Origin of the sequence: Rhizobium sp. YJ-22 (genome assembly GCF_029601685.1) — a bacterium.
Taxonomy (GTDB): Bacteria; Pseudomonadota; Alphaproteobacteria; order Rhizobiales; family Rhizobiaceae; genus Metarhizobium.
This window is the reverse complement of record NZ_JARRIR010000005.1, coordinates 293612-318494: the sequence shown is the minus strand read 5'-3', so window position 1 is coordinate 318494 and position 24883 is coordinate 293612. Positions and strand designations below refer to the sequence as shown.

General features: G+C 62.6%; 19 protein-coding genes. 11 read left to right on the top strand and 8 right to left on the bottom strand.

Annotated elements, in window-relative coordinates; all coding sequences use genetic code 11:
* Together P7F60_RS14605 and P7F60_RS14600 are read left to right on the top strand one after the other, a co-directional pair.
* On the top strand, positions 1-733 hold a 733-nt coding region (locus P7F60_RS14605), incomplete at its 5' end, for a ParA family protein (RefSeq protein ID WP_277918461.1).
* A 77-nt stretch (positions 734-810) separates the two neighbouring features.
* Entirely contained in the window at positions 811-1695 is an 885-nt protein-coding gene (locus tag P7F60_RS14600) for a ParB/RepB/Spo0J family partition protein (protein WP_277918460.1), read from the top strand.
* Positions 1696-1699: 4 nt separating this feature from the next.
* Here P7F60_RS14600 and holA read toward each other — a convergent pair whose 3' ends face one another.
* From holA to leuS, 3 genes are read right to left on the bottom strand one after another with little or no spacing between them, the layout of a single operon-like run.
* Complete coding sequence (gene holA, locus P7F60_RS14595) at positions 1700-2737, bottom strand: DNA polymerase III subunit delta (RefSeq protein ID WP_277918459.1); 1038 nt, start codon at positions 2735-2737, stop codon at positions 1700-1702.
* Positions 2738-2751: 14 nt separating this feature from the next.
* Positions 2752-3273 (bottom strand): LPS assembly lipoprotein LptE, encoded by a 522-nt coding sequence (lptE, locus tag P7F60_RS14590; protein WP_277918458.1) that lies wholly within the window; start codon positions 3271-3273, stop codon positions 2752-2754.
* Positions 3263-5893 (bottom strand): leucine--tRNA ligase, encoded by a 2631-nt coding sequence (leuS, locus tag P7F60_RS14585; protein ID WP_277918457.1) that lies wholly within the window; start codon positions 5891-5893, stop codon positions 3263-3265. Before leuS ends, lptE begins: the two co-directional genes overlap by 11 nt.
* A gap of 193 nt (positions 5894-6086) precedes the next feature.
* On the opposite strand from leuS, the gene P7F60_RS14580 reads away from it, so the two are divergent.
* Both P7F60_RS14580 and P7F60_RS14575 read left to right on the top strand, forming a co-directional pair.
* Complete coding sequence (locus tag P7F60_RS14580) at positions 6087-6746, top strand: YggS family pyridoxal phosphate-dependent enzyme (RefSeq protein ID WP_277918456.1); 660 nt, start codon at positions 6087-6089, stop codon at positions 6744-6746.
* A 105-nt stretch (positions 6747-6851) separates the two neighbouring features.
* On the top strand, positions 6852-8762 hold the full coding sequence (locus P7F60_RS14575; protein WP_277918455.1) for a propionyl-CoA synthetase: 1911 nt from the start codon (positions 6852-6854) through the stop codon (positions 8760-8762).
* Between the two features lie 71 nt (positions 8763-8833).
* Here the strand turns inward: P7F60_RS14575 and P7F60_RS14570 are convergent, their stop codons facing one another.
* Positions 8834-9538, bottom strand: a complete 705-nt coding sequence (locus P7F60_RS14570) for a DUF1013 domain-containing protein (protein ID WP_277918454.1) — start codon at positions 9536-9538, stop codon at positions 8834-8836.
* A 209-nt stretch (positions 9539-9747) separates the two neighbouring features.
* Here P7F60_RS14570 and acs point away from each other — a divergent pair, with 209 nt between their 5' ends.
* The gene (gene acs / locus P7F60_RS14565) at positions 9748-11706 is read left to right on the top strand and encodes an acetate--CoA ligase (RefSeq protein ID WP_277918453.1); all 1959 of its coding nucleotides are present in this window, start codon (positions 9748-9750) and stop codon (positions 11704-11706) included.
* Positions 11707-11907: 201 nt separating this feature from the next.
* Here acs and P7F60_RS14560 read toward each other — a convergent pair whose 3' ends face one another.
* Both P7F60_RS14560 and P7F60_RS14555 read right to left on the bottom strand, forming a co-directional pair.
* Positions 11908-12375, bottom strand: coding sequence for a thermonuclease family protein (locus P7F60_RS14560; protein WP_277918452.1), 468 nt, complete (start codon positions 12373-12375; stop codon positions 11908-11910).
* A gap of 68 nt (positions 12376-12443) precedes the next feature.
* Positions 12444-12668: a DUF1674 domain-containing protein gene (locus P7F60_RS14555; RefSeq protein WP_277918451.1), complete on the bottom strand. Its 225-nt coding sequence runs from the start codon at positions 12666-12668 to the stop codon at positions 12444-12446.
* 127 nt (positions 12669-12795) lie between these two features.
* Here P7F60_RS14555 and htpX point away from each other — a divergent pair, with 127 nt between their 5' ends.
* The 4 genes from htpX to purH all read left to right on the top strand — a co-directional run bounded on the left by htpX (position 12796) and on the right by purH (position 18692).
* Complete coding sequence (gene htpX, locus P7F60_RS14550) at positions 12796-13770, top strand: zinc metalloprotease HtpX (RefSeq protein WP_277918450.1); 975 nt, start codon at positions 12796-12798, stop codon at positions 13768-13770.
* 95 nt (positions 13771-13865) lie between these two features.
* Positions 13866-15173 carry an RsmB/NOP family class I SAM-dependent RNA methyltransferase gene (locus tag P7F60_RS14545; RefSeq protein WP_277918531.1) on the top strand — a complete coding sequence of 436 codons (1308 nt, stop codon included), beginning with the start codon at positions 13866-13868 and terminating at the stop codon, positions 15171-15173.
* 135 nt (positions 15174-15308) lie between these two features.
* Positions 15309-16988 carry a heparinase II/III family protein gene (locus P7F60_RS14540; RefSeq protein WP_277918449.1) on the top strand — a complete coding sequence of 560 codons (1680 nt, stop codon included), beginning with the start codon at positions 15309-15311 and terminating at the stop codon, positions 16986-16988.
* 87 nt (positions 16989-17075) lie between these two features.
* Positions 17076-18692, top strand: a complete 1617-nt coding sequence (purH, locus tag P7F60_RS14535) for a bifunctional phosphoribosylaminoimidazolecarboxamide formyltransferase/IMP cyclohydrolase (RefSeq protein WP_277918448.1) — start codon at positions 17076-17078, stop codon at positions 18690-18692.
* Between the two features lie 46 nt (positions 18693-18738).
* On the opposite strand, the gene P7F60_RS14530 is transcribed toward purH, so the two are convergent.
* The gene (locus tag P7F60_RS14530; protein ID WP_277918447.1) at positions 18739-20127 is read right to left on the bottom strand and encodes an MFS transporter; all 1389 of its coding nucleotides are present in this window, start codon (positions 20125-20127) and stop codon (positions 18739-18741) included.
* Positions 20128-20368: 241 nt separating this feature from the next.
* Between P7F60_RS14530 and P7F60_RS14525 the strand changes: the two genes are divergently transcribed.
* A complete protein-coding gene (locus P7F60_RS14525; RefSeq protein WP_277918446.1) occupies positions 20369-21151 on the top strand; it encodes a phosphatase PAP2 family protein in 783 nt (260 codons plus the stop codon).
* Positions 21152-21226: 75 nt separating this feature from the next.
* On the opposite strand, the gene P7F60_RS14520 is transcribed toward P7F60_RS14525, so the two are convergent.
* A complete protein-coding gene (locus P7F60_RS14520) occupies positions 21227-23107 on the bottom strand; it encodes an MFS transporter (protein WP_277918445.1) in 1881 nt (626 codons plus the stop codon).
* A 531-nt stretch (positions 23108-23638) separates the two neighbouring features.
* Here P7F60_RS14520 and P7F60_RS14515 point away from each other — a divergent pair.
* On the top strand, positions 23639-24664 hold the full coding sequence (locus tag P7F60_RS14515; RefSeq protein ID WP_277918444.1) for an aspartate-semialdehyde dehydrogenase: 1026 nt from the start codon (positions 23639-23641) through the stop codon (positions 24662-24664).
* Positions 24665-24883: the final 219 nt, after the last annotated feature.

Below are 24883 nucleotides of genomic sequence, written 5' to 3'. Positions count from 1 at the left end.
GACGACCGCGATCAACCTGGCGACCGCCTTGGCGGCGATTGGCGAACGTGTTCTGATTGTCGATCTCGATCCGCAAGGCAATGCAAGCACCGGGCTCGGTATCGACCGCCGCGACCGAAAGCTGTCGTCCTATGACCTGCTGGCTGGCACCGAGAATATTCTGGATACGGTGACGGAAACCGCGGTTCCGAATCTCTACATTATCCCCTCAACCATGGACCTTCTGGGCTTCGAAATGGAATTTTCGCAAGCCGCCGACCGCGTCTTTCGGCTGCGGCGTGCGCTTGAATCGGATCAGGCTTCGGCGTTTTCCTATATCTTGCTCGATTGCCCGCCCTCTTTCAATCTGCTGACCATGAATGCAATGGCGGCCGCACATTCCGTCCTCGTACCCTTGCAATGCGAATTCTTCGCGCTGGAAGGTTTAAGCCAACTTCTGGAAACCGTGAATCAAGTACGTAGGAGCGTCAACCCGCTGCTCGATATCCAGGGCATCGTGCTGACCATGTATGATTCCCGCAACAATCTTGCGCAGCAGGTGGTCAACGACGTGCGGACGCATTTGGGCGACAAGGTTTATCACACACTGATCCCGCGCAATGTGCGCGTGTCGGAAGCGCCGTCCTATGGCAAGCCGGCTATCCTTTACGATCTTAAATGCGCCGGCAGTCAGGCCTATCTGCAGCTTGCTTCCGAAGTGATCCAGCGCGAGCGCCATCGCAAGGCTGCCTAAACCCGACCGCCAGCGACGATCCTGTTTGATGCGGTTCGGCATGAAGAGCGGAACCGCCCTGAAGAAAGAGATGCGCCATGAATGACGATCTTTCGAAACGCCGCCTCGGCCGCGGCCTGGCAGCCTTGATCGGCGAGATGGATCAGCCTATTCCAGTCGGTGAAAAGCACAGCGTTGTCAATCCGGACCGGATGATCCCGATCGAATTCGTTGCGCGCAGCGCTCGCAATCCGCGCCGCTATTTCGATGAAAACGAGTTGCAGGATCTGGCGAATTCGGTGCGCCAGCATGGTATCGTACAGCCAGTTGTCGTACGAACCGTCGGCTCCGATCGTTATGAGATTATTGCCGGTGAGCGCCGCTGGCGCGCGGCCCAACTGGCCGGTTTTGTCGAAATTCCCGTCATCGTGCGCGATGTCGACGATCGGACAGCGCTGGAAATCGCCATCGTCGAAAACGTCCAGCGCTCCGATCTCAATCCGCTCGAAGAAGCGCTTGGTTATGAACAACTGATCGCAGAGCACGGCTATACGCAAAATGACCTTGGGGAAATTATCGGCAAAAGCCGCAGTCATGTGGCCAACAGCCTGCGACTGTTGAAGCTGCCAGACCCGGTACGCGATATGCTGGCGGCAGGCTCGCTTTCGGCTGGCCATGCGCGCGCGCTTGTCTCGACTTCCGATCCGACAGTGCTTGCCAAGCAGATCGTCAGCAAGGGCATGTCAGTGCGCGATGCGGAAAAGCTCGCGCAGAACGACATCAAGGCGCAAAGCGACCCCGGCTATGGGATGCGCAAACGCGACGAGAAGGATTCGGATACGCTGGCGCTTGAACGCAGTCTTTCCGATACACTCGGACTCGATGTCACGATCAATCACAAGGGCAGCAGCGGCCAGATCCGCATCGCTTACAAAACCCTCGAGCAACTCGAAGATATTTGCCGGCTGCTTGAGAAACGATGATCTCTCAGATGCGCTTGCCCGATTGTAAAGTCAGCGCCAGCAGGGTTTGCAGGGCGATACTGTCTTCCAGCGCCTGACGCTGACGCGTCTGCAGGATGGCGGTATTGACGCGGCGCATTTCCCGGGCGATGGCCGGTGGCGACCAGATACGTAAAGCTGCCTCCAGGATCGGCTTGCGACGGAAATGAACGTGACGCGCATAAGTCTGCATGACCTGCTGCGGCGAGAGCTTTTTCTCTTCCATTTCCGAGCGCAGGATGTCGAGAAGCTGTAACTGCTTCAGGCAGGATTGAAGCAGCAGGAAGACCGGCGTTTTTGACGTAAACACCTTTCCGGTTTCCTGGATAAAACGATCCTTGTCGCCGCTGAAGATCGCATCGACCGCATCGTCGACGGAGGTTGAGCTGGCGTCACCGACGATGTCGGTGACGTGCTGTGCGTCGATCGTTTGCTCACCGCGAGCGTAAAGCGCAAGTTTTTGCAGTTCGTTGCGGGAGGCAAGACGGTCGCCGCCGAGGCTGTCGATCAGGATATCGCGGGCCTCGGGCGTGATGCGCAAATTTTCCTTGGCGAGTTCGGTGTCGATCAGCGCGTTCAGGGCGCGACGGTCGTCGGCATAACAGGCAATCGACGCCACAGACTTATGGCCGTCGACCAGCTTTCTCAAGCCCACGCCCTTCTTGATGTCGCCGGCTTCGATGATCAACACGGTGTCAGTAAGGTTCTGTTCGACAATGCGCGGCATGGCGTCGATTAGGCCGCGATCATTGCCGCCACCCTTGACCCAGATCAGCTTATCTCCGCCGAACAGGCCAAGTGCGCCGACTTCATCGAGCAGCCGCCCTCCCCCTGGGCCGAGATCGCCGGCATCGAGCCGGGTCACCGAGAAGGGGTCGTCCAGCGCAATGCCGGATTTCTGGGCGATGGCAGACGCGCGTTCCGAAACCAGACCGCGATCCGGACCAAAGATGACGAAGATTCGATAGGACCGCATTCCCTGAGCGAGAAACGCATCGAATTCGTGTGATTTGATCTCGGTCATCGGTTGCGTTTGCCTCAGCGGCCGAGCGCAGCGGCGAGATCGGCGCGCACCAGTTCCGCTGCCTCATTGGCTGCGCGGTTTTCGGCATCGCGGATGGCGCGAACCTTGGCGAATTCCTGAACCGGGAAATCGACGAGGGAGATTGCCTGGCGATGGCCAGCCTTGAGGACCTGGCCGTCGGCATTGCGCCGCAAGATATAATCGACCGCCACGGCAACCTGCCCGGCGCGGGCGCGGTCGGAGGTCTCGACCAGCAGAACCTGGGCAACCGAGCTCGTCACCGTCAGATCGACCTTGTATTCAGGATTAGCCGGCTCACCATTTCCGCCTGCTGTCAGGAAGATCAGCTTGTTGCGCACCACCTGACCAATGCGGCTTCCGGCCTCCGAATAGGCGATCGATCCCAGTTTTTGGGCAACGCCGCCCGCTTCGGAATAAAGCGGGCGAACCTGGCAACCGGTGGCCAGAGCGGAAAGCGCAATCAGAACGATAGCGCCGCTCGTACGAAGGAGCTTCGAGCGGAAATCAGACGACAATGTTCACGATCCTTTGCGGCACCACGATGATCTTCTTCGGCGTCTGCCCGGCGAGGGCCGCCTGAACGGCTTCGAGCGCGAGAACGGCGGACTGGACGGCATTCTGGTCTGCATCTGGCGCGATTGTCAATTCGGCGCGCTTCTTGCCGTTGATCTGCACCGGCAGGGTGATTTCGTTGTCCCTGGTCAGCGCATCTTCATAGGCCGGCCAGTTCGCCTTGGCGACGAGGCCGTTCTGCTTCAGTGTTGCCCAGCATTCCTCGGCCAGATGTGGGGTCATCGGGGCGACGATCTGGATGAGGATCAGCACGGCTTCCTTGACGGCGGCGGTGTATGCCGCGTCGGTCTCGCCGCTCGCCACCTTGGTCAGCGGCGCTGCAAGGGCGTTGACCATCTCGTAGATGCGTGCCACGGCCTTGTTGAAGTTCAGCTTGTCGTAATCGCCCTGCACCGCCTTAAGGGTCTTGTGGGCGATTTGTGAGATGGCGAGCGCCTCTCCCTCGTGGGCGGGTGCGGCATCGACACTACACAGCCGTTCGGCGGCCTCGGAAATCAGCCGCCAAGCACGCTGGACGAAACGATGCGAGCCTTCGACGCCGGCTTCCGACCAGATGACGTCACGATCCGGCGGCGAATCCGACAGCACGAAGAAGCGGGCGGTATCGGCGCCGTAGGAGGCGATGATATCGTCGGGATCGACGACGTTCTTCTTCGACTTCGACATTTTTTCGATCGAGCCGATCTTGATGTCTTCGCCTGTCGCCAAGAGGACGGCGCGGCGCTTGCCGTCGAGTTCTTCGATGCGGATATCGGCGGGCGCCACCCATTCGCGCTGCATGCCTTCGCCGCGGCTATAGGTTTCATGCACGACCATTCCCTGCGTGAACAGGCCCTTGAAGGGCTCCTTGAGATCGACATGGCCGGTCTCGCGCATGGCGCGGGTGAAGAAGCGCGAATAGAGCAGGTGCAGGATCGCATGCTCGATGCCGCCGATATACTGGTCGACCGGCAGCCAGTGGCTGGCGACCTTCGGGTCGGTCGGCTTGTCTTCCCAGGGCGCGGTGAAGCGCGCGAAATACCAGCTCGAATCGACGAAGGTGTCCATCGTGTCGGTTTCGCGGCGGGCATCGCGACCGCAATTCGGGCAGGCGACGTGGCGCCAGGTCGGGTGACGGTCGAGCGGGTTGCCGGGCACGTCGAAGGTGACGTCGTCGGGCAGCTTGACCGGCAGGTCGGCCTTCGGCACCGGCACGACGCCGCAATCGGCGCAATGGATGACCGGGATCGGGCAACCCCAATAACGCTGGCGGGAAATGCCCCAGTCGCGCAGGCGGAAATTAACCTTGCGTTCGCCCTGCGGCTGGTTGCCGAGTGATTGGGCGCCAAGCTTCTCGGCCACGGTTTCGAACGCTTCGTCGGTGGTCATGCCGTCGAGGAAACGCGAATTGATCATCACGCCGTCTTCGACATAGGCCTCGTCGCCGATGGCGAAGGTGGCGGCGTCGCCATCCCTCGGCATGACGACCGGCACGACCGGCAGGTCGTATTTGCGGGCGAAATCCAGGTCGCGCTGGTCGCCGGAGGGGCAGCCGAAGATGGCGCCGGTGCCGTAGTCCATCAGCACGAAATTGGCGATGTAGACCGGCAGTTCCCAGCTCGGATCGAGCGGGTGTTTGACGCGGATGCCGGTGTCGTAGCCCTTCTTCTCGGCGGTTTCGAGCGCGGCGACCGAGGTGCCGGCACGGCGGCATTCCTCGCAGAAGGCTTCGATAGCCGGATTCCTGGCGGCTGCCTCCTTGGCGAGCGGATGGTCTGCGGCGATCGCCAGGAAGGAGGCGCCGAACAGGGTATCGGGACGCGTCGTGTAGACGGTCACTTCCTGGGTGCCGGCCGGGGCGGTCTCGGCAACGATCTCCCAGCGCACGCTCATACCCTGCGAACGGCCGATCCAGTTCTTTTGCATGATACGGACTTTTTCCGGCCATTGGTCGAGCGTGTCGAGCGCATCGAGCAGATCCTGGCTGAAATCGGTGATCTTGAAGAACCATTGCGTCAGTTCGCGCTGCTCCACCAGCGCACCGGAGCGCCAGCCGCGGCCATCGATGACCTGCTCGTTGGCGAGCACGGTGTTGTCGACCGGGTCCCAGTTGACCTTGGACTGCTTGCGGTAGACCAGGCCCTTTTCCATGAAATCCAGGAAGAGGTATTGCTGGCGATGGTAATAATCGACGTCGCAGGTGGCGAACTCGCGCGACCAGTCGAGCGAAAGCCCCATGGACTTCAACTGGTTACGCATGGTCGCGATGTTCTGGTAGGTCCAGTCCTTGGGATGGACCTTGTTCTGCATGGCGGCGTTTTCGGCCGGCATGCCGAAGGCGTCCCAGCCCATGGGATGCAGGACGTTATAGCCGCGCGCACGCTTGTAGCGGGCGACGACGTCGCCCATGGCGTAGTTGCGCACATGCCCCATGTGAATGCGCCCCGAGGGATAGGGGAACATTTCGAGGACGTAATATTTCTCGCGCGGATCGTTGTTGTCGGTGACGAAGACGCTTTCTTCGTTCCATTTCGCCTGCCAGCGGGGCTCGGCGTCGCGCGGATTGTAACGTTCGGTGGCCATGGGAATAATCGTCCAAAATCAGGGAGAATTGGGGGTGACCTTCACCATGAAACCGTCCAAGCGTCAAGTTTTGTGGCCTGCGGAAGGGTTTTATCTTTGTCATGGGTGCGATAATCGCAGCATCGCATGCCTTGGCAAAGCCGGCATCTGCGGCTAGGCAGGAACTTGGAAAATCGAAAGCGGGACAAGGGCGATGGACGTTCAGGAGCGGCTTCAGGAAGTTAAGACGCGGATCGAGACCGCCGAGCGGCAGGCGGGCCGCGAGGCGGGCGCGGTGACGCTGGTCGCCGTCTCCAAGACCTTCGAGGCCGATGCCATCCGGCCGGTGATCGCCGCCGGCCAGCGTGTGTTCGGCGAAAACCGGGTGCAGGAAGCGCAGGGCAAGTGGCCGGGGCTGAAAGCGGAGACGCCGGAGATCGAGCTGCACCTGATCGGGCCGCTGCAATCCAACAAGACGGCGGATGCGGTGGCGCTGTTCGACGTTATCGAGACGGTGGACCGGGAAAAGATCGCCCGGGCGATTGCCGAGGAAATGGGCCGCCAGGGACGGCGTCCGCGCCTCTATATCCAGGTCAATACCGGGCTGGAGCCGCAGAAGGCCGGCATCGCGCCGGATGATGTCGTCGCCTTCGCCGGACTTTGCCGCGACGAGCTCGGCCTCGATATCGAGGGGCTGATGTGCATTCCGCCGGCCGAGGAAAATCCGGGGCCACATTTCGCGCTGCTGGCCATGCTGGCGGTCGAATGCGGCGTCGAGCGGCTGTCGATGGGCATGTCCGGGGATTTCGAGGCGGCGATTGCTTTCGGCGCGACCAGTGTGCGCGTCGGCTCGGCGATCTTCGGGACGCGGTGATACTTCGCCTTTTGTCCTAGAGCTTTGGTCTGACTTTCCATTTGCACCTTTTCTTCCGATACAGGAAGCTGAGCCGGGGAGAGGCTCGGCAATCGGGAGGAAGACATGCAGAGCAGATATGCCGAAACCTATGCCGCGTGGGAACAGGATCCGCACGGCTTCTGGGCGGATGCTGCCGGGGCGCTGGACTGGTTCCGGCCCTTCGATACGGCTTTCGATCCGCAGCTTGGCGTCTACGGACAATGGTTTGCCGGCGGCGAGACCAATACCTGTCACAACTGCATCGACCGGCATGTCCTGGCCGGTCGCGGCGCGCAAGCGGCGCTGATCTATGACAGCCCGATGGCCGGCGAGAAGCGCCGCTATAGCTTTGCCGAGATGCAGCGGGAAATCGAGGCGGTGGCGGCGGTCCTGATCGGGCTCGGCATCGGCAAGGGCAGCCGCGTCATCCTCTACATGCCGATGATCCCCGAAGCGCTGTTCTCGATGCTGGCCTGTGCCCGGCTCGGGGCTATTCATTCTGTGGTGTTCGGCGGCTTTGCCGCGCATGAACTGTCGACCCGCATCGACGATTTCGAGGCCGATCTGGTGATTGCCGCAAGCTGCGGGCTGGAGCCGGGCCGCATCGTCGCCTACAAGCCGCTGGTCGATCACGCCATCGAGGGCGCGCGGGTAAAACCGCGCCATTGCCTCGTCCTTCAGCGGCCGCAATGCGAAGCGGCGATGACGCCCGGCCGCGATGTCGATTTTGCTACCCTTGTCGAGGCGGAGAAGGCGAAAGGCACGCGCGTGCCCTGCACGCCGGTCAAGGCGACCGATCCGCTCTATATCCTCTACACGTCAGGCACCACCGGCCAGCCCAAGGGCGTCATTCGCGACAATGGCGGCCATATGGTGGCGTTGCGCTGGTCTATGGAGCATATCTACGGCATGAAGCCGGGCGAAGTGTTCTGGTCGGCCTCGGATATCGGATGGGTGGTCGGCCATTCCTATATCGTCTATGCGCCGCTGCTGGCCGGCAATACGACCGTGGTCTACGAGGGAAAGCCTGTGGGAACGCCGGATGCCGGCGCCTTCTGGCGGGTGATTGCCGAATACGACGTCAAGGCGCTGTTCACCGCCCCCACCGCCTTTCGCGCCATTCGCCGCGACGATCCGGACGGCGAGTTGATCCAGCAATACGATCTTTCTGGGCTTCGCGCCCTGTTCCTCGCCGGCGAGCGCGCCGACCCGGAAACCATCAAATGGGCGGAGCGGATGCTCGCGATTCCCGTCATAGACCATTGGTGGCAGACGGAAACCGGCTGGGCGATTGCCGCCAATCCGCTGGGTCTCGGGCAATTGCCGGTGAAATACGGCTCGCCGACCGTGCCGATGCCGGGTTATGCCATCCATGTGCTCGACGACGAGGGCCATGCGGTGGCGCCGGGCACGCTCGGCAATATCGTCATCCGCCTGCCCTTGCCGCCCGGCAATCTCGTCAGCTTCTGGAATGCAGACGAACGCTTTCGCAGCGGCTGCCTCACGGAATTCGCCGGCTACTACAAGACGGCCGATGCCGGCTATGTCGATGAGGACGGCTATGTCTACATCATGGCCCGCACCGACGACATCATCAATTGCGCCGGCCATCGCTTGTCGACCGGGGCGATGGAGGAGGTCTGCGCCATGCATCCCGATGTCGCCGAATGCGCGGTCATCGGCGTTGCCGACGCATTGAAAGGGCAGATCCCCTGCGGTTTCCTGGTGTTGAAGAACCGAGCGACGCGCACATCGCGGGAGATCGAGCACGAGGTCGTGTCGCTGGTGCGCAACGAGATCGGTCCCGTCGCCGCCTTCAAGACGGTGATGATCGTTCAACGGCTGCCGAAGACGCGTTCGGGCAAGATCCTGCGCGGGACGATGCAGAAGATCGCCGACGGCCTGCCGTGGAAAATGCCGGCGACCATCGACGATCCGGCGATCCTCGACGAAATTCAGGGCGTGATGCGTGAACGCGGTTTCACATTGACCTGATCGCGGCAAACAAAAACCCGGCGCGCGATCCGCGGGCCGGGTCGATGTCAAGCAAGGCTTACGGACGGCGATCAGTAGCGATCGTCTTCGTCCTCATCTTCCGTGTGGGTCGATTTCAGCGACTTGAGCTTGGCGAAGACGGCGTCGGCGTCGATTTCCTTCTCTTCCTCGCGGTCGTCCTGATAGCTAAAGCGCTCGGTTTCCTGCGAAGGCTGCAGTGTCGCGCCGAGTTCGGCGGCAGTCGGTAGCGGTCGGCCCTTGGAGGCTTTTTCCACTTCGAAGTCGAGGTCGATCTGGCTGCACAGGCCAAGCGTCACCGGATCCATCGGCGTCAGGTTGGCCGAGTTCCAGTGGGTGCGGTCGCGAATCTGCTCGATGGTCGACTTGGTGGTGCCGACGAGGCGCGAGATCTGCGCGTCCTTCAATTCGGGATGGTTGCGCACCAGCCAGAGGATGGCGTTCGGACGGTCCTGGCGCTTGGAAACCGGGGTATAGCGCGGGCCCTTGCGCTTGGATTCCGGCACGCGCACCTTGGGGTCGGAGAGCTTGAGCTTGTGGTTCGGATTGGCTTCGCCGCGGGCGATTTCCTCGCGCGAAAGCTGGCCTGTGGCGATCGGATCCAGGCCCTTGATGCCCTGCGACGCTTCACCGTCGGCAATCGCCTTGACTTCGAGCGGATGCAGTTTGCAAAATTGCGCGATCTGATCGAAAGACAAGGCGGTGTTGTCGACCAGCCAGATGGCGGTCGCCTTCGGCATGAGCAGTTGTTGAGCCATGGATATAGTCCTTCTGTCCGCCCGCGCCGGTGTCGCGGGACGTGGCGTTGACCACAATTTCCGGGAGTTATGGACGCTCTATAGCGATATTGTCGCAGAATTGCAATTCTTTCAAAGTCAAATGACCTTTGTCTAATTGCGGCAGCCGGTTGACCTGCTATGTAGGGCGCACATAGATAGTTCGGCGCATCAACATGGAGGAGGAGTTCATGTCAGCCAAGCTTTATCCGGTCCCCAAATCGGCCAAAAGTCGCGCGCTCATCGACGGCGAAACCTACCGCAAATGGTATCAGGAGAGCATCGAGGAACCCGATCGCTTCTGGGGCAAGCACGGCAAGCGCATCGACTGGTTCAAGCCCTATACCAAGGTCAAGAACACCTCCTTCACCGGCAAGGTTTCGATCAAGTGGTTCGAGGACGGCGTGACCAACGTCTCCTATAACTGCATCGATCGCCACCTGAAGACGCATGGTGAGAAGACCGCGATCATCTGGGAAGGCGACAATCCCTATATCGACAAGAAGATCACCTACAACCAGCTTTATGAAAACGTCTGCCGCATGGCGAACGTGCTCAAGAAGCATGGGGTCAAGAAGGGCGATCGCGTCACCATCTACATGCCGATGATCCCGGAAGCCTCCTATGCCATGCTTGCCTGCGCGCGCATCGGCGCGGTGCATTCGGTCGTTTTCGGCGGCTTTTCGCCGGATTCGCTGGCGGGCCGCATCGTCGATTGCGAATCCACCTTCGTCATCACCTGCGACGAGGGCGTGCGCGGCGGCAAGCCGATCCCGCTCAAGGAAAACACCGATACCGCCATCGATATCGCCGCCAAGAACCATGTGATCGTCAACAAGGTGCTGGTCGTGCGCCGCACCGGCGGCAAGATCGGCTGGGCGCCGGGCCGCGACCTCTGGTATCACCAGGAAATCGCCACGGTGAAGCCGGATTGCCCGCCGGCGAAGATGCGGGCGGAAGACCCGCTGTTCATTCTTTATACGTCCGGCTCGACCGGCAAGCCGAAGGGCGTGCTGCATACCACCGGCGGCTATCTCGTCTATGCCTCGATGACGCATGAATATGTCTTCGATTACCATGACGGCGACGTCTACTGGTGCACGGCCGATGTCGGCTGGGTGACCGGCCATTCCTATATCGTCTATGGCCCGCTCGCCAATGCGGCGACGACGCTGATGTTCGAGGGCGTGCCGAATTTTCCCGATCAGGGCCGTTTCTGGGAAGTGATCGACAAGCACAAGGTCAATATCTTCTACACGGCGCCGACCGCCATTCGCGCCCTGATGGGCGCCGGCGACGACTTCGTCAAGCGTTCGGATCGATCCTCGCTACGGCTGCTCGGTTCGGTCGGCGAGCCGATCAACCCGGAAGCCTGGGAATGGTATTATAATGTCGTCGGCGAGCAGAGATGTCCGGTTGTCGACACCTGGTGGCAGACGGAAACCGGTGGCATCCTGATTTCGCCGCTGCCGGGCGCCACGGACCTGAAACCCGGCTCGGCCACCCTGCCCTTCTTCGGCGTGAAGCCGCAACTCGTCGATGGCGAGGGACATGTGCTGGAGGGAGCGACGGACGGCAATCTGTGCATCACCGATAGCTGGCCGGGGCAGATGCGCAGCGTCTATGGCGACCATCACCGTTTCATCCAGACCTATTTCTCCACCTATAAGGGGAAATATTTCACCGGCGACGGCTGCCGCCGCGACGAGGACGGCTATTACTGGATCACCGGCCGCGTCGACGACGTGCTCAATGTCTCCGGTCACCGTCTCGGTACGGCGGAAGTCGAATCGGCGCTGGTTTCGCACCATCTCGTCTCCGAAGCAGCCGTGGTCGGCTATCCGCATGGACTGAAAGGCCAGGGCATCTATTGCTATGTGTCGCTGATGGCCGGCGAGGAAGGCAACGAGGCATTGCGCCAGGAACTCGTCCGTCATGTGCGCAAGGAGATCGGACCGATCGCGACGCCGGACAAGATCCAGTTCGCCCCCGGTCTGCCGAAGACCCGCTCCGGCAAGATCATGCGCCGCATCCTGCGCAAGATTGCCGAGGACGATTTCGGAGCGCTCGGCGATATCTCGACGCTCGCCGATCCCGCCGTCGTCGACGACCTGATCCACAACCGCCAGAACCGCGCCAACGCGGCGTAGGTTTTATTGAGATACAGAACAAGGGGGCCGGGGATTTCTCCGGCCCTTTTCCGTTTTAGGTCTCCCGGGCCATCGCACGTCATTCTTGACCTCGTGCCGAGAATCTGCCGACGTCTGCTGGTCAGATGTTCGGGACAAGTCCGAGCATGACGATGATGGGGATGTCCAACGCTTGGACCGAACTGAATTCTGGCGCTTCTCCTATTCCAGCGCAGCCGTTGCGGCGCAATCGATAGCCGGCTTGCGGCCGCCGTGATAAGCGACGGCGAGGCCGGCGGCCTGCAGATCCTGCGCCGGGTCGCGGCCATCGGCAAAGGTGACGTCGGCGACGATGCGGCCGAAATATTTGTCGCCGCCGATATTGCGCAGCCAGACCGTACCGGTTTCGCCGGCCATGTCGATCAAGGCCTGGCGCGCCGCTTCGGCGCGCGCCCGCAAGGCCGGGCAGGATGCGTTGAGTTCCGGCGTATCGATTCCCCGCAGCCGCACATAGACCTCCACCCGCTGCTGCGGCCAGGGCATGGCCTCGACCAGCAGCGTATCGCCGTCGACCACACGCAGGATGTCAGCCGCCACCGGGCCGGCGATCCGGTCGTCGCGGGCGACAAGCGGTCCCGCCAGGAGGGCAAGGATGACGATGCACAGGAGGGTTCGGATCGGGAAAAACATAAACTAGGATATAATTCCTAATTTATGTGCCCGTCAATAGGAATTTCTACTTATTGGAGCAATGACTCTCAGAAATCGATGGCGCGGCCGTTGATTTCCCAATCGCCGAAACGGGCTGGATCGGCTCCGCCGCGGCCGCCATGCTCAACCGGCCGCTCTTCCGGCCTTTCCGCCTGCCGGCGTTTCTCGGCTTCCCGCAGGGCGCGCTGTGCGGCAGGAGACAGCGGCCGCCCGTTCGGGCCGCTTGCGTCGGCGCGTTCGATATTGTCGTTGTCGGCTGTATTGTCCGCCATGGCTGGCCTCATGCAAATATTGAAAAACGCTTCGAGATCGCCAAATCATAGGGCATCTTGCCCGAAAGGGGAAACCGGTTTCGGGAAAACGATGTGATTGCGTCTTGACGCCTAGCTGGAGAGATCGATGAACCTTATGCGCACGGCCATGCTGCTGGCTTTCATGACCGCCCTGTTCATGGGCGTCGGTTATCTGATCGGCGGCCGCGGCGGCATGATGATCGCCTTCGTGGTCGCGGCGGGCATGAATTTCTTCTCCTACTGGAATTCCGACAGGATGGTGCTCTCGGCCTATCGGGCGCAGGAGATCGATGAGCGCAACGCGCCGGAATTCTTCAACATCATCCGCGACCTGTCGCAGAATGCCGGCCTGCCGATGCCGCGTGTCTATCTCTATGACAGCCCGCAGCCGAACGCCTTCGCCACCGGGCGCAATCCGCAGAACGCCGCCGTCGCCGCCTCGACCGGCTTGTTGCAGGCGCTGACGCCGGAGGAGGTGGCCGGCGTGATGGCCCATGAACTGGCGCATATCCAGAACCGCGACACACTGACCATGACGATCACCGCGACGCTGGCCGGCGCGATCTCGATGCTGGCCAATTTCGCCTTCCTGTTCGGTGGAAACCGCGGCAGCAACGGCAACAATAACGGACTCGGCATCGTCGGCGTGCTGATCGCCAGCATCGTCGCGCCGCTGGCGGCCATGGTGGTGCAGATGGCGATCAGCCGCACACGCGAATATTCCGCCGACCGGCGCGGCGCCGAGATCTGCGGCCATCCCTTGTGGCTGGCCTCGGCGCTCGGCAAGATCGCCGGCGCCGCGCAGCAGATCCACAATCCGGATGCGGAGCGCAATCCGGCCACCGCACATATGTTCATCATCAATCCGCTTTCGGGCGAGCGCATGGACAACCTGTTTTCCACCCATCCCAACACGGAAAACCGCATTGCCGCCCTGCAGGCCATGGCCGGCGAGTTTTCCCCCGCCGCCTCGACGCCGGCGGCGCCGTCTGCTAATCCCTCACGCAAATCGCGCTCCGTGCCCACGACCGGATGGGGTCGCGGTGGTTCGCAACCGCCGAAAAAAGGTCCCTGGTCTTGACGTCCGATGAAAAGTCCTCGCCCCGCCGTTCCCTGAAGGGCGGCAAGCGCCCTGCCCCCGCGAGAAACCGCGACCTGCCGCCTGCCAAGCCGGGTATGGAGGCGCGTGCGGCCGCGGCAAAATTGCTGGCGGCGGTCATCGATCGCAAGACCTCGCTGGACGGCATGCTCGATGCCGAAAACGGCAACCCTGCCTACAAGGTCCTGAACGAGGCCGACCGGGCGCTGGTGCGCGCCATGCTCAACACCGCGCTGCGTCACCTGCCGCGCATCGACGCGGCCATCGCCTCATTGTTGCAAACGCCGCTGCCCGAGGGCGCACGGGCGCTGAAACATGTGCTGACGGTCGCGGCGGCGCAGATCCTCTATCTCGACGTGCCCGATCATTCCGCCGTCGACCTCGCCGTCGAGCAGGCCAATGCCGATCCGCGCAATCGCCGTTTCGCCGCCCTGGTCAACGCGCTGCTCAGACGCATGAGCCGCGAGAAGGCGGATATCCTGGAGCGGGTGAAGGACGTGCCGGCGATGCCGGACTGGTTTTTCAAGCGCCTCGTTTCCGCTTACGGCGAGGATGTGGCCCGCGCCATCGCCGAAGCGCAACTGACGCCGGCCGCCATCGACCTGACGGTGAAATCGGATGCGGCAGGCTGGGCCGAGAAGCTCAACGGCATCGTGCTGCCGACCGGTGGGGTTCGCCTTGCCGGTTTCGATGGCTCGGTCACCGCCCTGGCCGGTTACGAGGACGGCGACTGGTGGGTTCAGGATGCCGCCGCCGGCCTGCCGGCGCAGCTGTTCGGCCATCTCAAGGGCAAGACCGCCGTCGATCTCTGCGCGGCACCCGGCGGCAAGACGGCGCAACTCATCCTGGCCGGCGCCGAGGTCACCGCGCTCGACATGTCGGCCAGCCGGTTGAAGCGGCTGGAGCGCAATCTCGATCGCCTCAAGCTGAAGGCCAAGACCATCGAGGCCAATGCCGGCGATTTCCGCAGTGAGGAATTGTTCGACGTCGCCCTGCTCGATGCTCCCTGCTCTTCCACGGGCACCACGCGCCGCCATCCCGATGTGCTCTGGGTCAAGGACGAGGCCGATATCGCCAAGCTTGCCGGTGTGCAGGAGCGGCTGCTGCGCCATGCCCTGACGCTGGTGAAGCCGGGCGGGCTGGTCGTTTTCTCGAATTGTTCGCTGGATCCGCTGGAGGGCGAAACGGTCGTGAGCCGGATTCTTGCCGATAGGCCCGATGATGTCGAGCGCGTGCCCGTCGATCCCTCGGAATGGCCGGGGCTGGAAGCGGCGGTGACGCCGGAGGGGGCGCTGCGCACCACGCCCGCCATGCTGCCGCTGGAGGCGCCGTTCGCTTCAGGTCTCGACGGATTTTATGCGGCCGTGCTGCGCCGCCTGCGTTGAACCGGCCGGTCGCCGCTCTATCTCGTTGTCTCGGGGGCTTATCGTAACAGCCTAAATCTGCTGCATAATTTTTTTGGCGGTTTTGATTTTCGCAAATTTGCGATAACGAGAGGGTGGGGGGCTCACCGGGACACCATGACGCGTTACGACCGCAAGCACCTGATCTATCTGTACTGGCGTGAAAGCTGGCGTCGTGTCCGACGCCGGCTGGCGTTGGCGCATTTTGCGCTGACGCGCGCCACGGTAAAGATCCCCGAGCGCCTGGTCGTCGCGCCGACGGATCTGCGAATCATCGATCCCTTTGTCGCTGAGGAAATTATCGCCGACCGCTTTCCGCTGGCTGGACGGATGATGGCGACCGAGGGTGAGTCGCCATTTCTCCTGCCGCCGCCCTCGCCCGCCTTCGAGGCGCGGCTGCATGCCTTCGCCTGGCTGCGCCATATCCGCGCCGACAAGTCCGACGAGGCCTGCCTGAAGGCCCGCCGTCTCGTCGATCAGTGGATCCAGACGCAGGGCAAACGCTTCGACAGCGCCGTCTGGAGTGTCGATATCGCCGCGCAGCGGCTGATCGCCTGGCTGTCGCATTCGCCGGTGGTGCTGCAGGGCGCCGAAAGCCATTTCTATCGCCGCTTCATGAAGAGCATTGCCGTGCATATCCGCTATATCAGGCGGATGACGGAGCATTGCGCCTTGCCGGAGGCGCGGTTTCGCGCGCGCATCGCGCTCGCCATGGCCTCGATGGCGCTGCCGCTGAAACCATCGGCAGTGCGCAAGGCCGGGCTCGATCTCGACCGCGAGCTGGAAGCGCAGATCGGCGCCGATGGCGGCCATATCTCGCGCAATCCGCGCGTGGCGCTCGACCTGCTGTTCGACTTGCTGCCCCTGCGCCAGACCTATGTCAATCTTGGCCATGACGTGCCGGGCCGGCTGATCCAGGGCATCGACCGCATGTATCCGGCGCTGCGCTTCTTCCGCCACCAGAGCGGCGATCTCGCCCTGTTCAACGGCGCCACCGCCACGCTCGCCAACGAGCTTATGGCGGTGCTGCGCTATGACGAGACGGCCGGAAAGCCTTTCCGCTCGCTGCCGCATCTCGATTATCACCGGCTGGCGGCGGAGGGCACGGTGGTGCTGGTCGATACTGGCATGGCGCGTTCGTCGGATCTGTCGCGTAACGCCCATGCCGGCTGCCTGTCCTTCGAGATGTCCTCGGGCAGATACCGCTTCGTCACCAATTCCGGCGCGCCGAAATTCGCCGGCGGCGATTATCGCCAGGCCGCGCGGGTGACGGCCGCGCATTCGACCGTCGTCGTCAACGAGACGTCCTCGGCGCAGTTTTCGGAATCGGATTTTCTCGGTCCGGTCATGATCGGCGGCGTCGAGACGGTGGCGGCGGAGCGCGACCAATCCGCCAGCGGAGCCGATCGCCTCCTCGCCTCGCATGACGGTTATCTCGCGTCCTTCGGGCTGATCCATGAGCGCGAGCTGGTGCTTTCGGCCGATGGCGCCCGGCTGCGTGGCGCCGATCGGTTTCATCCCCGGGCAAAAAAGGGGGCAACACCGCCGCCATCGCACGCGACGGCGCGCTTTCATGTGCACCCGGCGATCGCCATCGTGCCGAAAAGCGACGATACCGTTCTGCTCGCCGCCCCCGATGGCGAAAGCTGGCTGTTTTCCTGTCCCGGCTTCCTGGTCGAAATCACCGAGGACATCTTCTTTGCCGATGCCTCGGGCCTGCGTAAATCCGAACAGCTCGAAATTTCCTTCTCGATTGCCGAAACGCCGGAGATCCGCTGGGAATTCCGCAGGGCTTGACGCCCGAGGTTTCATCTTCGGCCAAGCTGTGCTAGGCGACGCGGCAGAAATCCCGTCCATCGCCCGCAGCCGCATCGGAGCTTGATCATGGCCGTCGCTTCCAAGAAAATTCCCGTCCCCGACAAAGTCAAAGTCCGCACCGCGCTGCTGTCGGTATCCGACAAGACCGGGATCGTCGAACTGGCGAGGAGCCTTGCCGAACATGGCGTGACGCTGCTTTCCACCGGCGGCACCTACAAGGCGCTGGCCGCCGAGGGCCTCGCCGTCACCGACGTTTCCGAAATCACCGGTTTCCCGGAAATCATGGACGGACGCGTCAAGACGCTGCATCCCCTCGTGCATGGCGGCCTGCTGGCGATCCGCGACGATGCCGAGCATCAGGCGGCAATGGCCGCCCACGGCATCACCGCCATCGACCTGGTGGTCATCAATCTCTATCCGTTCGAAAGCGTGCGCGCCGCCGGCGGCGATTATCCGACGACGGTCGAGAACATCGATATCGGCGGCCCGGCGATGATCCGGGCGTCCGCCAAGAACCATGCCTATGTCACCGTTCTCACCGATCCCGCCGATTATCCGGCGGTGATCGAGTCGCTGCGCGCCGATGACGGGCAGACGGCCTATGCCTTCCGCCAGACGCTGGCCGCCAAGGCGTTTGCCCGCACCGCCGCCTATGACGCGGCGATTTCCAACTGGTTCGCCGAGGCGCTGGATATCGAAATGCCGCGCCACCGGGTGATCGGCGGCGTGCTCAAGGAAAAGATGCGCTATGGCGAAAATCCGCACCAGAGCGCCGGCTTTTATCTCACCGGCGAGAACCGTCCGGGCGTCGCCACCGCCAACCTGCTGCAGGGCAAGCAGCTTTCCTACAACAACATCAACGATACCGACGCCGCCTTCGAGCTGGTCTGCGAATTCCCGGCTGAAAAGGGCCCGGCCTGCGCGATCATCAAGCATGCCAACCCCTGCGGCGTCGCCACCGGCACCAGCCTGGCGGATGCTTATCGCCGGGCGCTCGCCTGCGACAGCGTTTCGGCCTTCGGCGGCATCATCGCGCTGAACCAGGTGCTGGATGCGGAAGCCGCGGAAGAGATCGTCAAGTTGTTCACCGAGGTCATCGTCGCGCCCTCCGTCACCGACGAGGCGAAAGCCATCGTGGCGCGCAAGCCGAACCTGCGCCTGCTGGTCACCGGCGGTCTTGCCGATCCGCGCGATCGCGGCCTTTCGGCCCGCACCGTATCCGGCGGGTTGCTGGTGCAGACGCGCGACAACGGCATGGTCGACGATCTCGACCTGCGCGTCGTCACCAAGCGCGCTCCGAGCAGCCAAGAACTGGAAGACATGAAGTTCGCCTTCAAGGTCGCCAAGCATGTGAAGTCGAATGCGGTGGTCTATGCGAAGGACGGGCAGACCGCGGGCATCGGCGCGGGGCAGATGAGCCGCGTCGATTCCGCCCGCATCGCCGCCATCAAGGCCGAGGAAGCCGCCCGCGCCGCCGGCTGGCCGCAGCCGCTGACCAAGGGTTCTGCGGTTGCTTCCGAAGCCTTCCTGCCGTTTGCCGATGGCCTGCTTTCGGCGATTGCCGCCGGCGCCACGGCCGTCATCCAGCCGGGCGGCTCGATGCGCGACGAGGAAGTGATCGCCGCCGCCGACGCCAACGATGTGGCGATGGTGTTCACCGGCATGCGCCACTTCCGCCACTGAGCGATGGATTTTAAAAACCCTCCGGTCTCGCGGCCGGAGGGTTTTTTCATGCCTTGCGATCTGCGGGATAGGGTGTCGCCAGCAGGAGCAACAGACCGGCGATGAGGAAGACCAGCAGCGTGGCCATGCCGGCGCGGGCCGAACCGGTCCAATAGGTGGCGAGCGAAAAGCTCAGCGTCGCCATGAAGCTCGTTGCGCGGCCGGAGAGCGCATAGATGCCGAAATAGCGCCCCGCCTCGGCCGGGCTGACGCTACGGGCGAGATAGGAACGCGACGAGGCCTGCACGGGGCCAAAGGACAGGCCGACCAGCAGGCCATAGAGGATATAGGCCTTTTCGGCGGCGGTGCCGAACAATCCGCCGCTATCGGCGGTCGAGAGCGGCACCAGGCCGAACAGGGTGAAGCCGGGGCCGGTCGAGACCATGCCGAGCGTCGCCGACAGCAGCATGACAAGGCTGAGCGTCACCGTCACCTTCGAGCCGAAACGGCGGTCGATGCCGCCTGCGGCCCAGCAGCCGAAGATGGCGACGACATTGAGGATGATGCCGTAGACGCCGATCTCCATCGTCGCCCAGCCGAACATGCCGGCGGCAAACGCGCCGCCGAGGATCAGCAGCCCGTTGACGCCGTCCTGATACAGCATCCGCGCCACCAGGAATTTTACGATGCCGCGCCGGTGTTTCAGCTCGCGCAGGGTGGCGGCGAGTTCGCCGAGGCCGGAGCGCACGGCTTTTGCCAGCGGCAGGCCGCGCTCGGCATCGGGCGTGAAGAAGAACATCGGCAGGATGAAGACGAGATACCAGACGGCCGAGATCGGCCCGGTGATGCGCGCGTCCTCGCCCTTGGCCGGATCGAGGCCGAACAGCGGGTCGAGGCCGAGCAGCGTCTTGCCGGTCTGCGGATTGGCCGAGAGGCAGAGCACGACGAAGATCAGCACGATCATGCCGCCGAGATAACCAAGCCCCCAGGCGATGTTGGAGATCTTGCCGACATTCTCCCGGTCGACGATACGGGTCATCATCGAATCGTTGAAGACGATGGAAAATTCCGCCGCAATCGAGGCCAGCACCATGAACAGCGCCGGATAGAGGATCGGGGAGCCGGGGGCGGCAAACCACAACATGAACAGGCTGGCGATCTTGATGACCGCGAAGACGCCGATCCACGGCTTGCGCCGCCCGGATTCGTCGGCGATGGCGCCGAGCACCGGCGACAGCAGGGCGATGACGATGGCCGAGACCGTCGCCATGTTGCTCCACGCCGCCTGCGCCGAAACCGGATCCTCGGTTAGCCGCGCGACGAAATAGGGGCCGAAGATGAAGGTGGTGACCACGGTGAAGAAAGGCTGCGCCGCCCAGTCGAACAGCATCCATCCCCAGACGCCACGGGCTGGCACGTTTGGCGCGGCGTCGTCGCGGATACGGTCGAGGGTCATCGGGCCTCCAGGGCAAGCGGGATTGCGGGCGCATTGCCGTGCGGCATGTTTCGCAGGCGCGGTTCATGTAAACAGGATGTGGAGAACAGTACAGGGCGCGGAGGTGGGCTTACCCTCACCGGCTTGCGTTTCGAGGCCCTTAATCCACCACCGCAAGCTACCGTTTCAACGCCGGCCATGGCGGCGGCGGGATATTGAAGCCTTGTCGGGCGCTCCCTATGTCCATCGCCGGACGCGGCAAATGGAGGCCACCCTGCAAGACACGAAAAAACCGGCTTTCCTGCAGCGTCTTTCCGCCCGTTACCGCGCCCGCGCCCGTCTGCGGCGCCGTATCTCCTGGGTCGGCTATTCGTTGGCGAGCGTCAACCTGATCCTGCTCGCCTTCCTCGTCTTCGATACGCCGCTTGGCCTGTCGGCGAAGGAATTGCCGAAGCGGCTGGTGACGATTGCCGGGGATGTCACCGATATCGGCCGGCTCACCGTTATCTTCTCGGTCACCGCAACCGTGCTTCTGGCCGGCATCCTCATCGGGCGGCGGCTGTCTGGTGTGCGCCGACGCTATCGCATGGCGATCCTGGTGCAGATGGCGGTCTATTTCAGCCTGTCGGTGGCCTCCGCCAGCCTCGTTGCCCACGGATTGAAGCTGGCCATCGGCCGCGCCCGGCCGCTGCTCTATGACAGCGAAGGCATTTTCGGCCTGCATCCCTTTGCCGGCGATTTTTTCTACGAGAGTTTTCCGTCCGGGCATTCCACCCATGTCGGCGCGGTTTTTGCGGCGCTGGCGCTGCTGTTTCCCCGCTTCCGCATCCTGTTCCTGAGTCTCGGCCTGTGGCTCGGGGCGACGCGGATCATTCTGGGCGTGCATTATCCGAGCGATGTCGTCGCCGGCCTTGCGCTCGGCGCCTGGTTCGCCTTTGCGACGGCGGTGCTTTTTTCCCGCTTCGGCATCATCTTTACGCTTTCGCCCGGGGGCTGGCCGCTGCCGCGTTTCCTTGGCCTGCCTTTCGGCATCCGGCGACACTGACAAAAAACCCGGCGTCTTGCGACGCCGGGGTTCGAAGACCGGACAGGGCAGCCCGGCGGGGGAGCTTTTGAATTCTCAGTCGTCGTGGATATCGCGATCCTTGGTTTCCGGCAGGAACAGCATGCCGATGACCAGCGTCAGGCCGGCGAAGACGATCGGATACCAGAGGCCGTAATAGATATCGCCCTTGGCGGCACTCATCGCAAAAGCCGTCGCCGGCAGCAGCCCGCCGAACCAGCCATTGCCGATGTGATAGGGCAGCGACATGCCGGAATAGCGGATGCGGGTCGGGAAAAGCTCGACCAGCAGGGCTGCGATCGGGCCGTAGACCATGGTCACGTAGATGACCAACACCGTCAGGATGGCGATGACCGCCACCCAGTTCACCCGGGCCGGATCGGCGACCATGGTGAAGGCGCCGGCATTGGGCACGGTATAGACGGTCATTTCGGTGGCGCCGGCAGCTTCCTGTGCCGTCAGCAGTTTGTCGGCCACCAGCTTTTCGGCCGGCACGGTCGCCTTCTCGCCGGCGCGGATGGCATCCGCATTCAGCGACAGTTCCGGGTTGGCGGCAACGAAGGCGTCGAGCTTGGTTTCCGGAACCTTGGCGGCGCCGCGCATCAGCGGATAGCCGGAATTGTGCAGGGCGATGTTGATCTGCTTCTGGAAAGCGCTGTCGGTTGCCTTGGCGTTGTCTCCGGCGGCGACGGCGTCATAGCTGGCGATGGTCGCATCGCCGATCTTGACGCTCGCCGGCTGGCCGGCCGGGCCCGGGACCACGTCATAGGGCACCGAGTTGCGCGTCAGGAACGAGGTTGCGATATCGCAGGAGGTGGTGAACTTCGCCGTGCCCGTCGGGTTGAACTGGAACTTGCAGTCGGACGGATCGGCGGTGACGGTGGCGCGGACGTTCTGTTGCGCTTCGGCCAGCGCCGGGTTGCCGGCCCAGGTCATCGCCTTGAACAGCGGGAAGTAGGTCAGCATGGCGAGCAGCAGGCCGGCCATGATGATCGGCTTGCGGCCGATGCGGTCCGACAGCGAGCCGAAGACGACGAAGAAGCCGGTGCCGATCAACAGCGAGATGGCGACCATGATGTTGGCCGACTGCGCATCCACCTTGAGGATGTTCTGCAGAAAGAACAGCGCGTAGAACTGGCCGGAATACCAGACGACGGCCTGGCCGACGACGGCGCCGAACAGCGCAAGCAGGGCGATCTTGGCATTCTTCCACTGGCCGAAGGCTTCGGTCAGCGGTGCTTTCGAAACCTTGCCCTCTTCCTTCATCTTCTTGAAGGCCGGCGATTCGTTCATCTTCATGCGGATCCACACGGAGACGCCGAGCAGCAGGCAGGAGACGAGGAAGGGAATGCGCCAGCCCCAGGCGGCGAAGGCTTCCTTGCCGAGCGCGGTCTGGATGCCGATGATGACCACCAGCGACAGGAACAGGCCGAGCGTCGCCGTCGTCTGGATCCAAGAGGTGAACAGCCCACGCCGGCCATGCGGCGCATGTTCGGCCACGTAGGTCGCCGCCCCGCCATATTCGCCGCCGAGCGCCAGACCCTGCAGCATGCGCAGCACGAGCAGCAGGATCGGTGCGGCGATGCCGATGCTGGCCGAGCCCGGGAGAACGCCGACCAGGAAGGTCGACATGCCCATGATCAGGATGGTGACCAGGAAGGTGTATTTGCGGCCGACGAGGTCGCCGAGCCGGCCGAAGACGAGGGCGCCGAAGGGGCGCACCAGAAAGCCCGCCGCGAAGGCGAGCAGCGCGAAGATGTTGCGCGTCGTCTCCGGATACTGGCTGAAGAAGCTGGCGCCGATATAGACCGCCAGCGAGCCGTAAAGATAAAAATCGTACCATTCGAAGACGGTGCCGAGCGACGAGGCGAAGATGACCTTTTTCTCTTCGCCGGTCATCGGCCTGGCTGCGCTGTCCGCAGTCGCGACATGTGCCATGATGATCTGTCCTCCACAGATTGTCGGATGCAATTCCAAACGCAAAACCGCTTCACACTTTTGCTGGAACTGCCTTGAAACCAGCGTATCGACCCGCTCTCTCCCGGATCGCCGTCAAACGGTCTACGCCTGCCGGAAATGTGACAGAAAAGCGGCCCGCCGCAGAGAGCGGCTTTGGGATTATGACTTTCGTCTAATGCGCGATTGCGATCGGTATCGCCGGCACCCTCCGCGCATGCCAAATCCGCTTGACTTGCGGGCGAAAATCCTCAATAGCAGCAGCGGAAAAAGGAACCGTCCATGATCGAGGCCGATGACATCGCCGATCTCCATGGCCGCGCAGTGATGGCGCGGGGGATGTCTCCTGTTCCGGTTTCTTCCAAAACCAAGGCCAAAACGACGACGACGAAAACCGTCTGACGTCTCTGGCCTGCCGCTCTCTCCCCGGCTCGGTCGGGGACAGGAAGCCGCTGATATCCCATGCGGCCTCCCCCTCCGAAACAGTGGAGAGAAGAGAAAGAGAGTGAGAACATGGGTTTCAAGGTAGCAATCGCAGGCGCGACCGGCAATGTCGGCCGGGAAATGCTCAACATCCTCGCCGAGCGCGGTTTTCCCGCCGACGAGATCGTGCCGCTGGCGTCGGCGCGCTCGCAGGGCACGGAAGTCTCCTACGGCGACAAGGTTCTGAAGGTTTCCAACCTTGAAAACTACGATTTCTCCGATACCGACATCTGCCTGATGTCGGCCGGCGGCGACGTCTCCAAGAAGTGGTCGCCGAAGATCGGCGCTCAAGGCTGCGTCGTCATCGACAACTCGTCCGCCTGGCGCTACGACGCCGAGGTGCCGTTGATCGTGCCGGAAGTGAACCCGGACGCCATTGCCGGCTTCGCCAAGAAGAACATCATCGCCAATCCGAATTGCTCGACCGCCCAGCTCGTCGTCGCGCTGAAGCCGCTGCATGACGCCGCCACCATCAAGCGCGTCGTCGTCTCGACCTACCAATCGGTCTCCGGCGCCGGCAAGGACGGCATGGACGAGCTGTTCAACCAGACCCGCGCCGTCTTCGTCGCCGATCCGATCGAGACCAAGAAGTTCACCAAGCGCATCGCCTTCAACGTCATTCCGCACATCGACGTCTTCATGGAAGACGGCTACACCAAGGAAGAGTGGAAGGTTCTGGCCGAGACCAAGAAGATGCTCGACCCGAAGATCAAGGTGACCTGCACGGCCGTGCGCGTTCCCGTCTTCATCGGCCATTCCGAATCGGTCAACATCGAGTTCGAGAAGGAAATCACCGCCGAGCAGGCGCGCGATATCCTGCGCGAAGCGCCCGGTTGCCAGGTGATCGACAAACACGAAAACGGCGGCTACATCACGCCTTACGAATCGGCCGGCGAAGACGCGACCTTCATCTCGCGCATCCGCGAGGATGCGACCGTGGAGAACGGCCTCAACATGTGGGTGGTCTCCGACAACCTGCGCAAGGGCGCGGCCCTGAACGCGGTCCAGATCGCCGAGCTTTTGATCAATCGCGGGTTGATCAAGGCGCGTGCATAATTTCTGAAATCGAAATCGATTTCAGAAAAAATTATGCACTTTTTAAGTGTTGCAGCGTCCTTTGCGCGTCATGAAATGACGCGCGGCGCTGCAAGAAGCAGGCCGCCTGATACGGTTTGGTAACCATTTCTGCATAAAACTTCGCCTGACGTCAAAAGCAGGCGAAGCTTTTGCATAAGGGGGGATCCCCGCCGGCACCGACCGGCGGCCGATCCCGGA

Bases quoted from the DNA above. Each gene is read 5' to 3' on its own strand.
- P7F60_RS14600 (WP_277918460.1), top strand. From the start codon at position 811: ATGAATGACGATCTTTCGAAACGCCGCCTCGGCCGCGGCCTGGCAGCC.
- holA (WP_277918459.1), bottom strand. From the start codon at position 2,737: ATGACCGAGATCAAATCACACGAATTCGATGCGTTTCTCGCTCAGGGA.
- leuS (WP_277918457.1), bottom strand. From the start codon at position 5,893: ATGGCCACCGAACGTTACAATCCGCGCGACGCCGAGCCCCGCTGGCAG.
- P7F60_RS14580 (WP_277918456.1), top strand. From the start codon at position 6,087: ATGGACGTTCAGGAGCGGCTTCAGGAAGTTAAGACGCGGATCGAGACC.
- P7F60_RS14575 (WP_277918455.1), top strand. From the start codon at position 6,852: ATGCAGAGCAGATATGCCGAAACCTATGCCGCGTGGGAACAGGATCCG.
- P7F60_RS14570 (WP_277918454.1), bottom strand. From the start codon at position 9,538: ATGGCTCAACAACTGCTCATGCCGAAGGCGACCGCCATCTGGCTGGTC.
- acs (WP_277918453.1), top strand. From the start codon at position 9,748: ATGTCAGCCAAGCTTTATCCGGTCCCCAAATCGGCCAAAAGTCGCGCG.
- P7F60_RS14560 (WP_277918452.1), bottom strand. From the start codon at position 12,375: ATGTTTTTCCCGATCCGAACCCTCCTGTGCATCGTCATCCTTGCCCTC.
- P7F60_RS14555 (WP_277918451.1), bottom strand. From the start codon at position 12,668: ATGGCGGACAATACAGCCGACAACGACAATATCGAACGCGCCGACGCA.
- htpX (WP_277918450.1), top strand. From the start codon at position 12,796: ATGAACCTTATGCGCACGGCCATGCTGCTGGCTTTCATGACCGCCCTG.
- P7F60_RS14545 (WP_277918531.1), top strand. From the start codon at position 13,866: ATGGAGGCGCGTGCGGCCGCGGCAAAATTGCTGGCGGCGGTCATCGAT.
- P7F60_RS14540 (WP_277918449.1), top strand. From the start codon at position 15,309: ATGACGCGTTACGACCGCAAGCACCTGATCTATCTGTACTGGCGTGAA.
- purH (WP_277918448.1), top strand. From the start codon at position 17,076: ATGGCCGTCGCTTCCAAGAAAATTCCCGTCCCCGACAAAGTCAAAGTC.
- P7F60_RS14530 (WP_277918447.1), bottom strand. From the start codon at position 20,127: ATGACCCTCGACCGTATCCGCGACGACGCCGCGCCAAACGTGCCAGCC.
- P7F60_RS14525 (WP_277918446.1), top strand. From the start codon at position 20,369: ATGGAGGCCACCCTGCAAGACACGAAAAAACCGGCTTTCCTGCAGCGT.
- P7F60_RS14520 (WP_277918445.1), bottom strand. From the start codon at position 23,107: ATGGCACATGTCGCGACTGCGGACAGCGCAGCCAGGCCGATGACCGGC.
- P7F60_RS14515 (WP_277918444.1), top strand. From the start codon at position 23,639: ATGGGTTTCAAGGTAGCAATCGCAGGCGCGACCGGCAATGTCGGCCGG.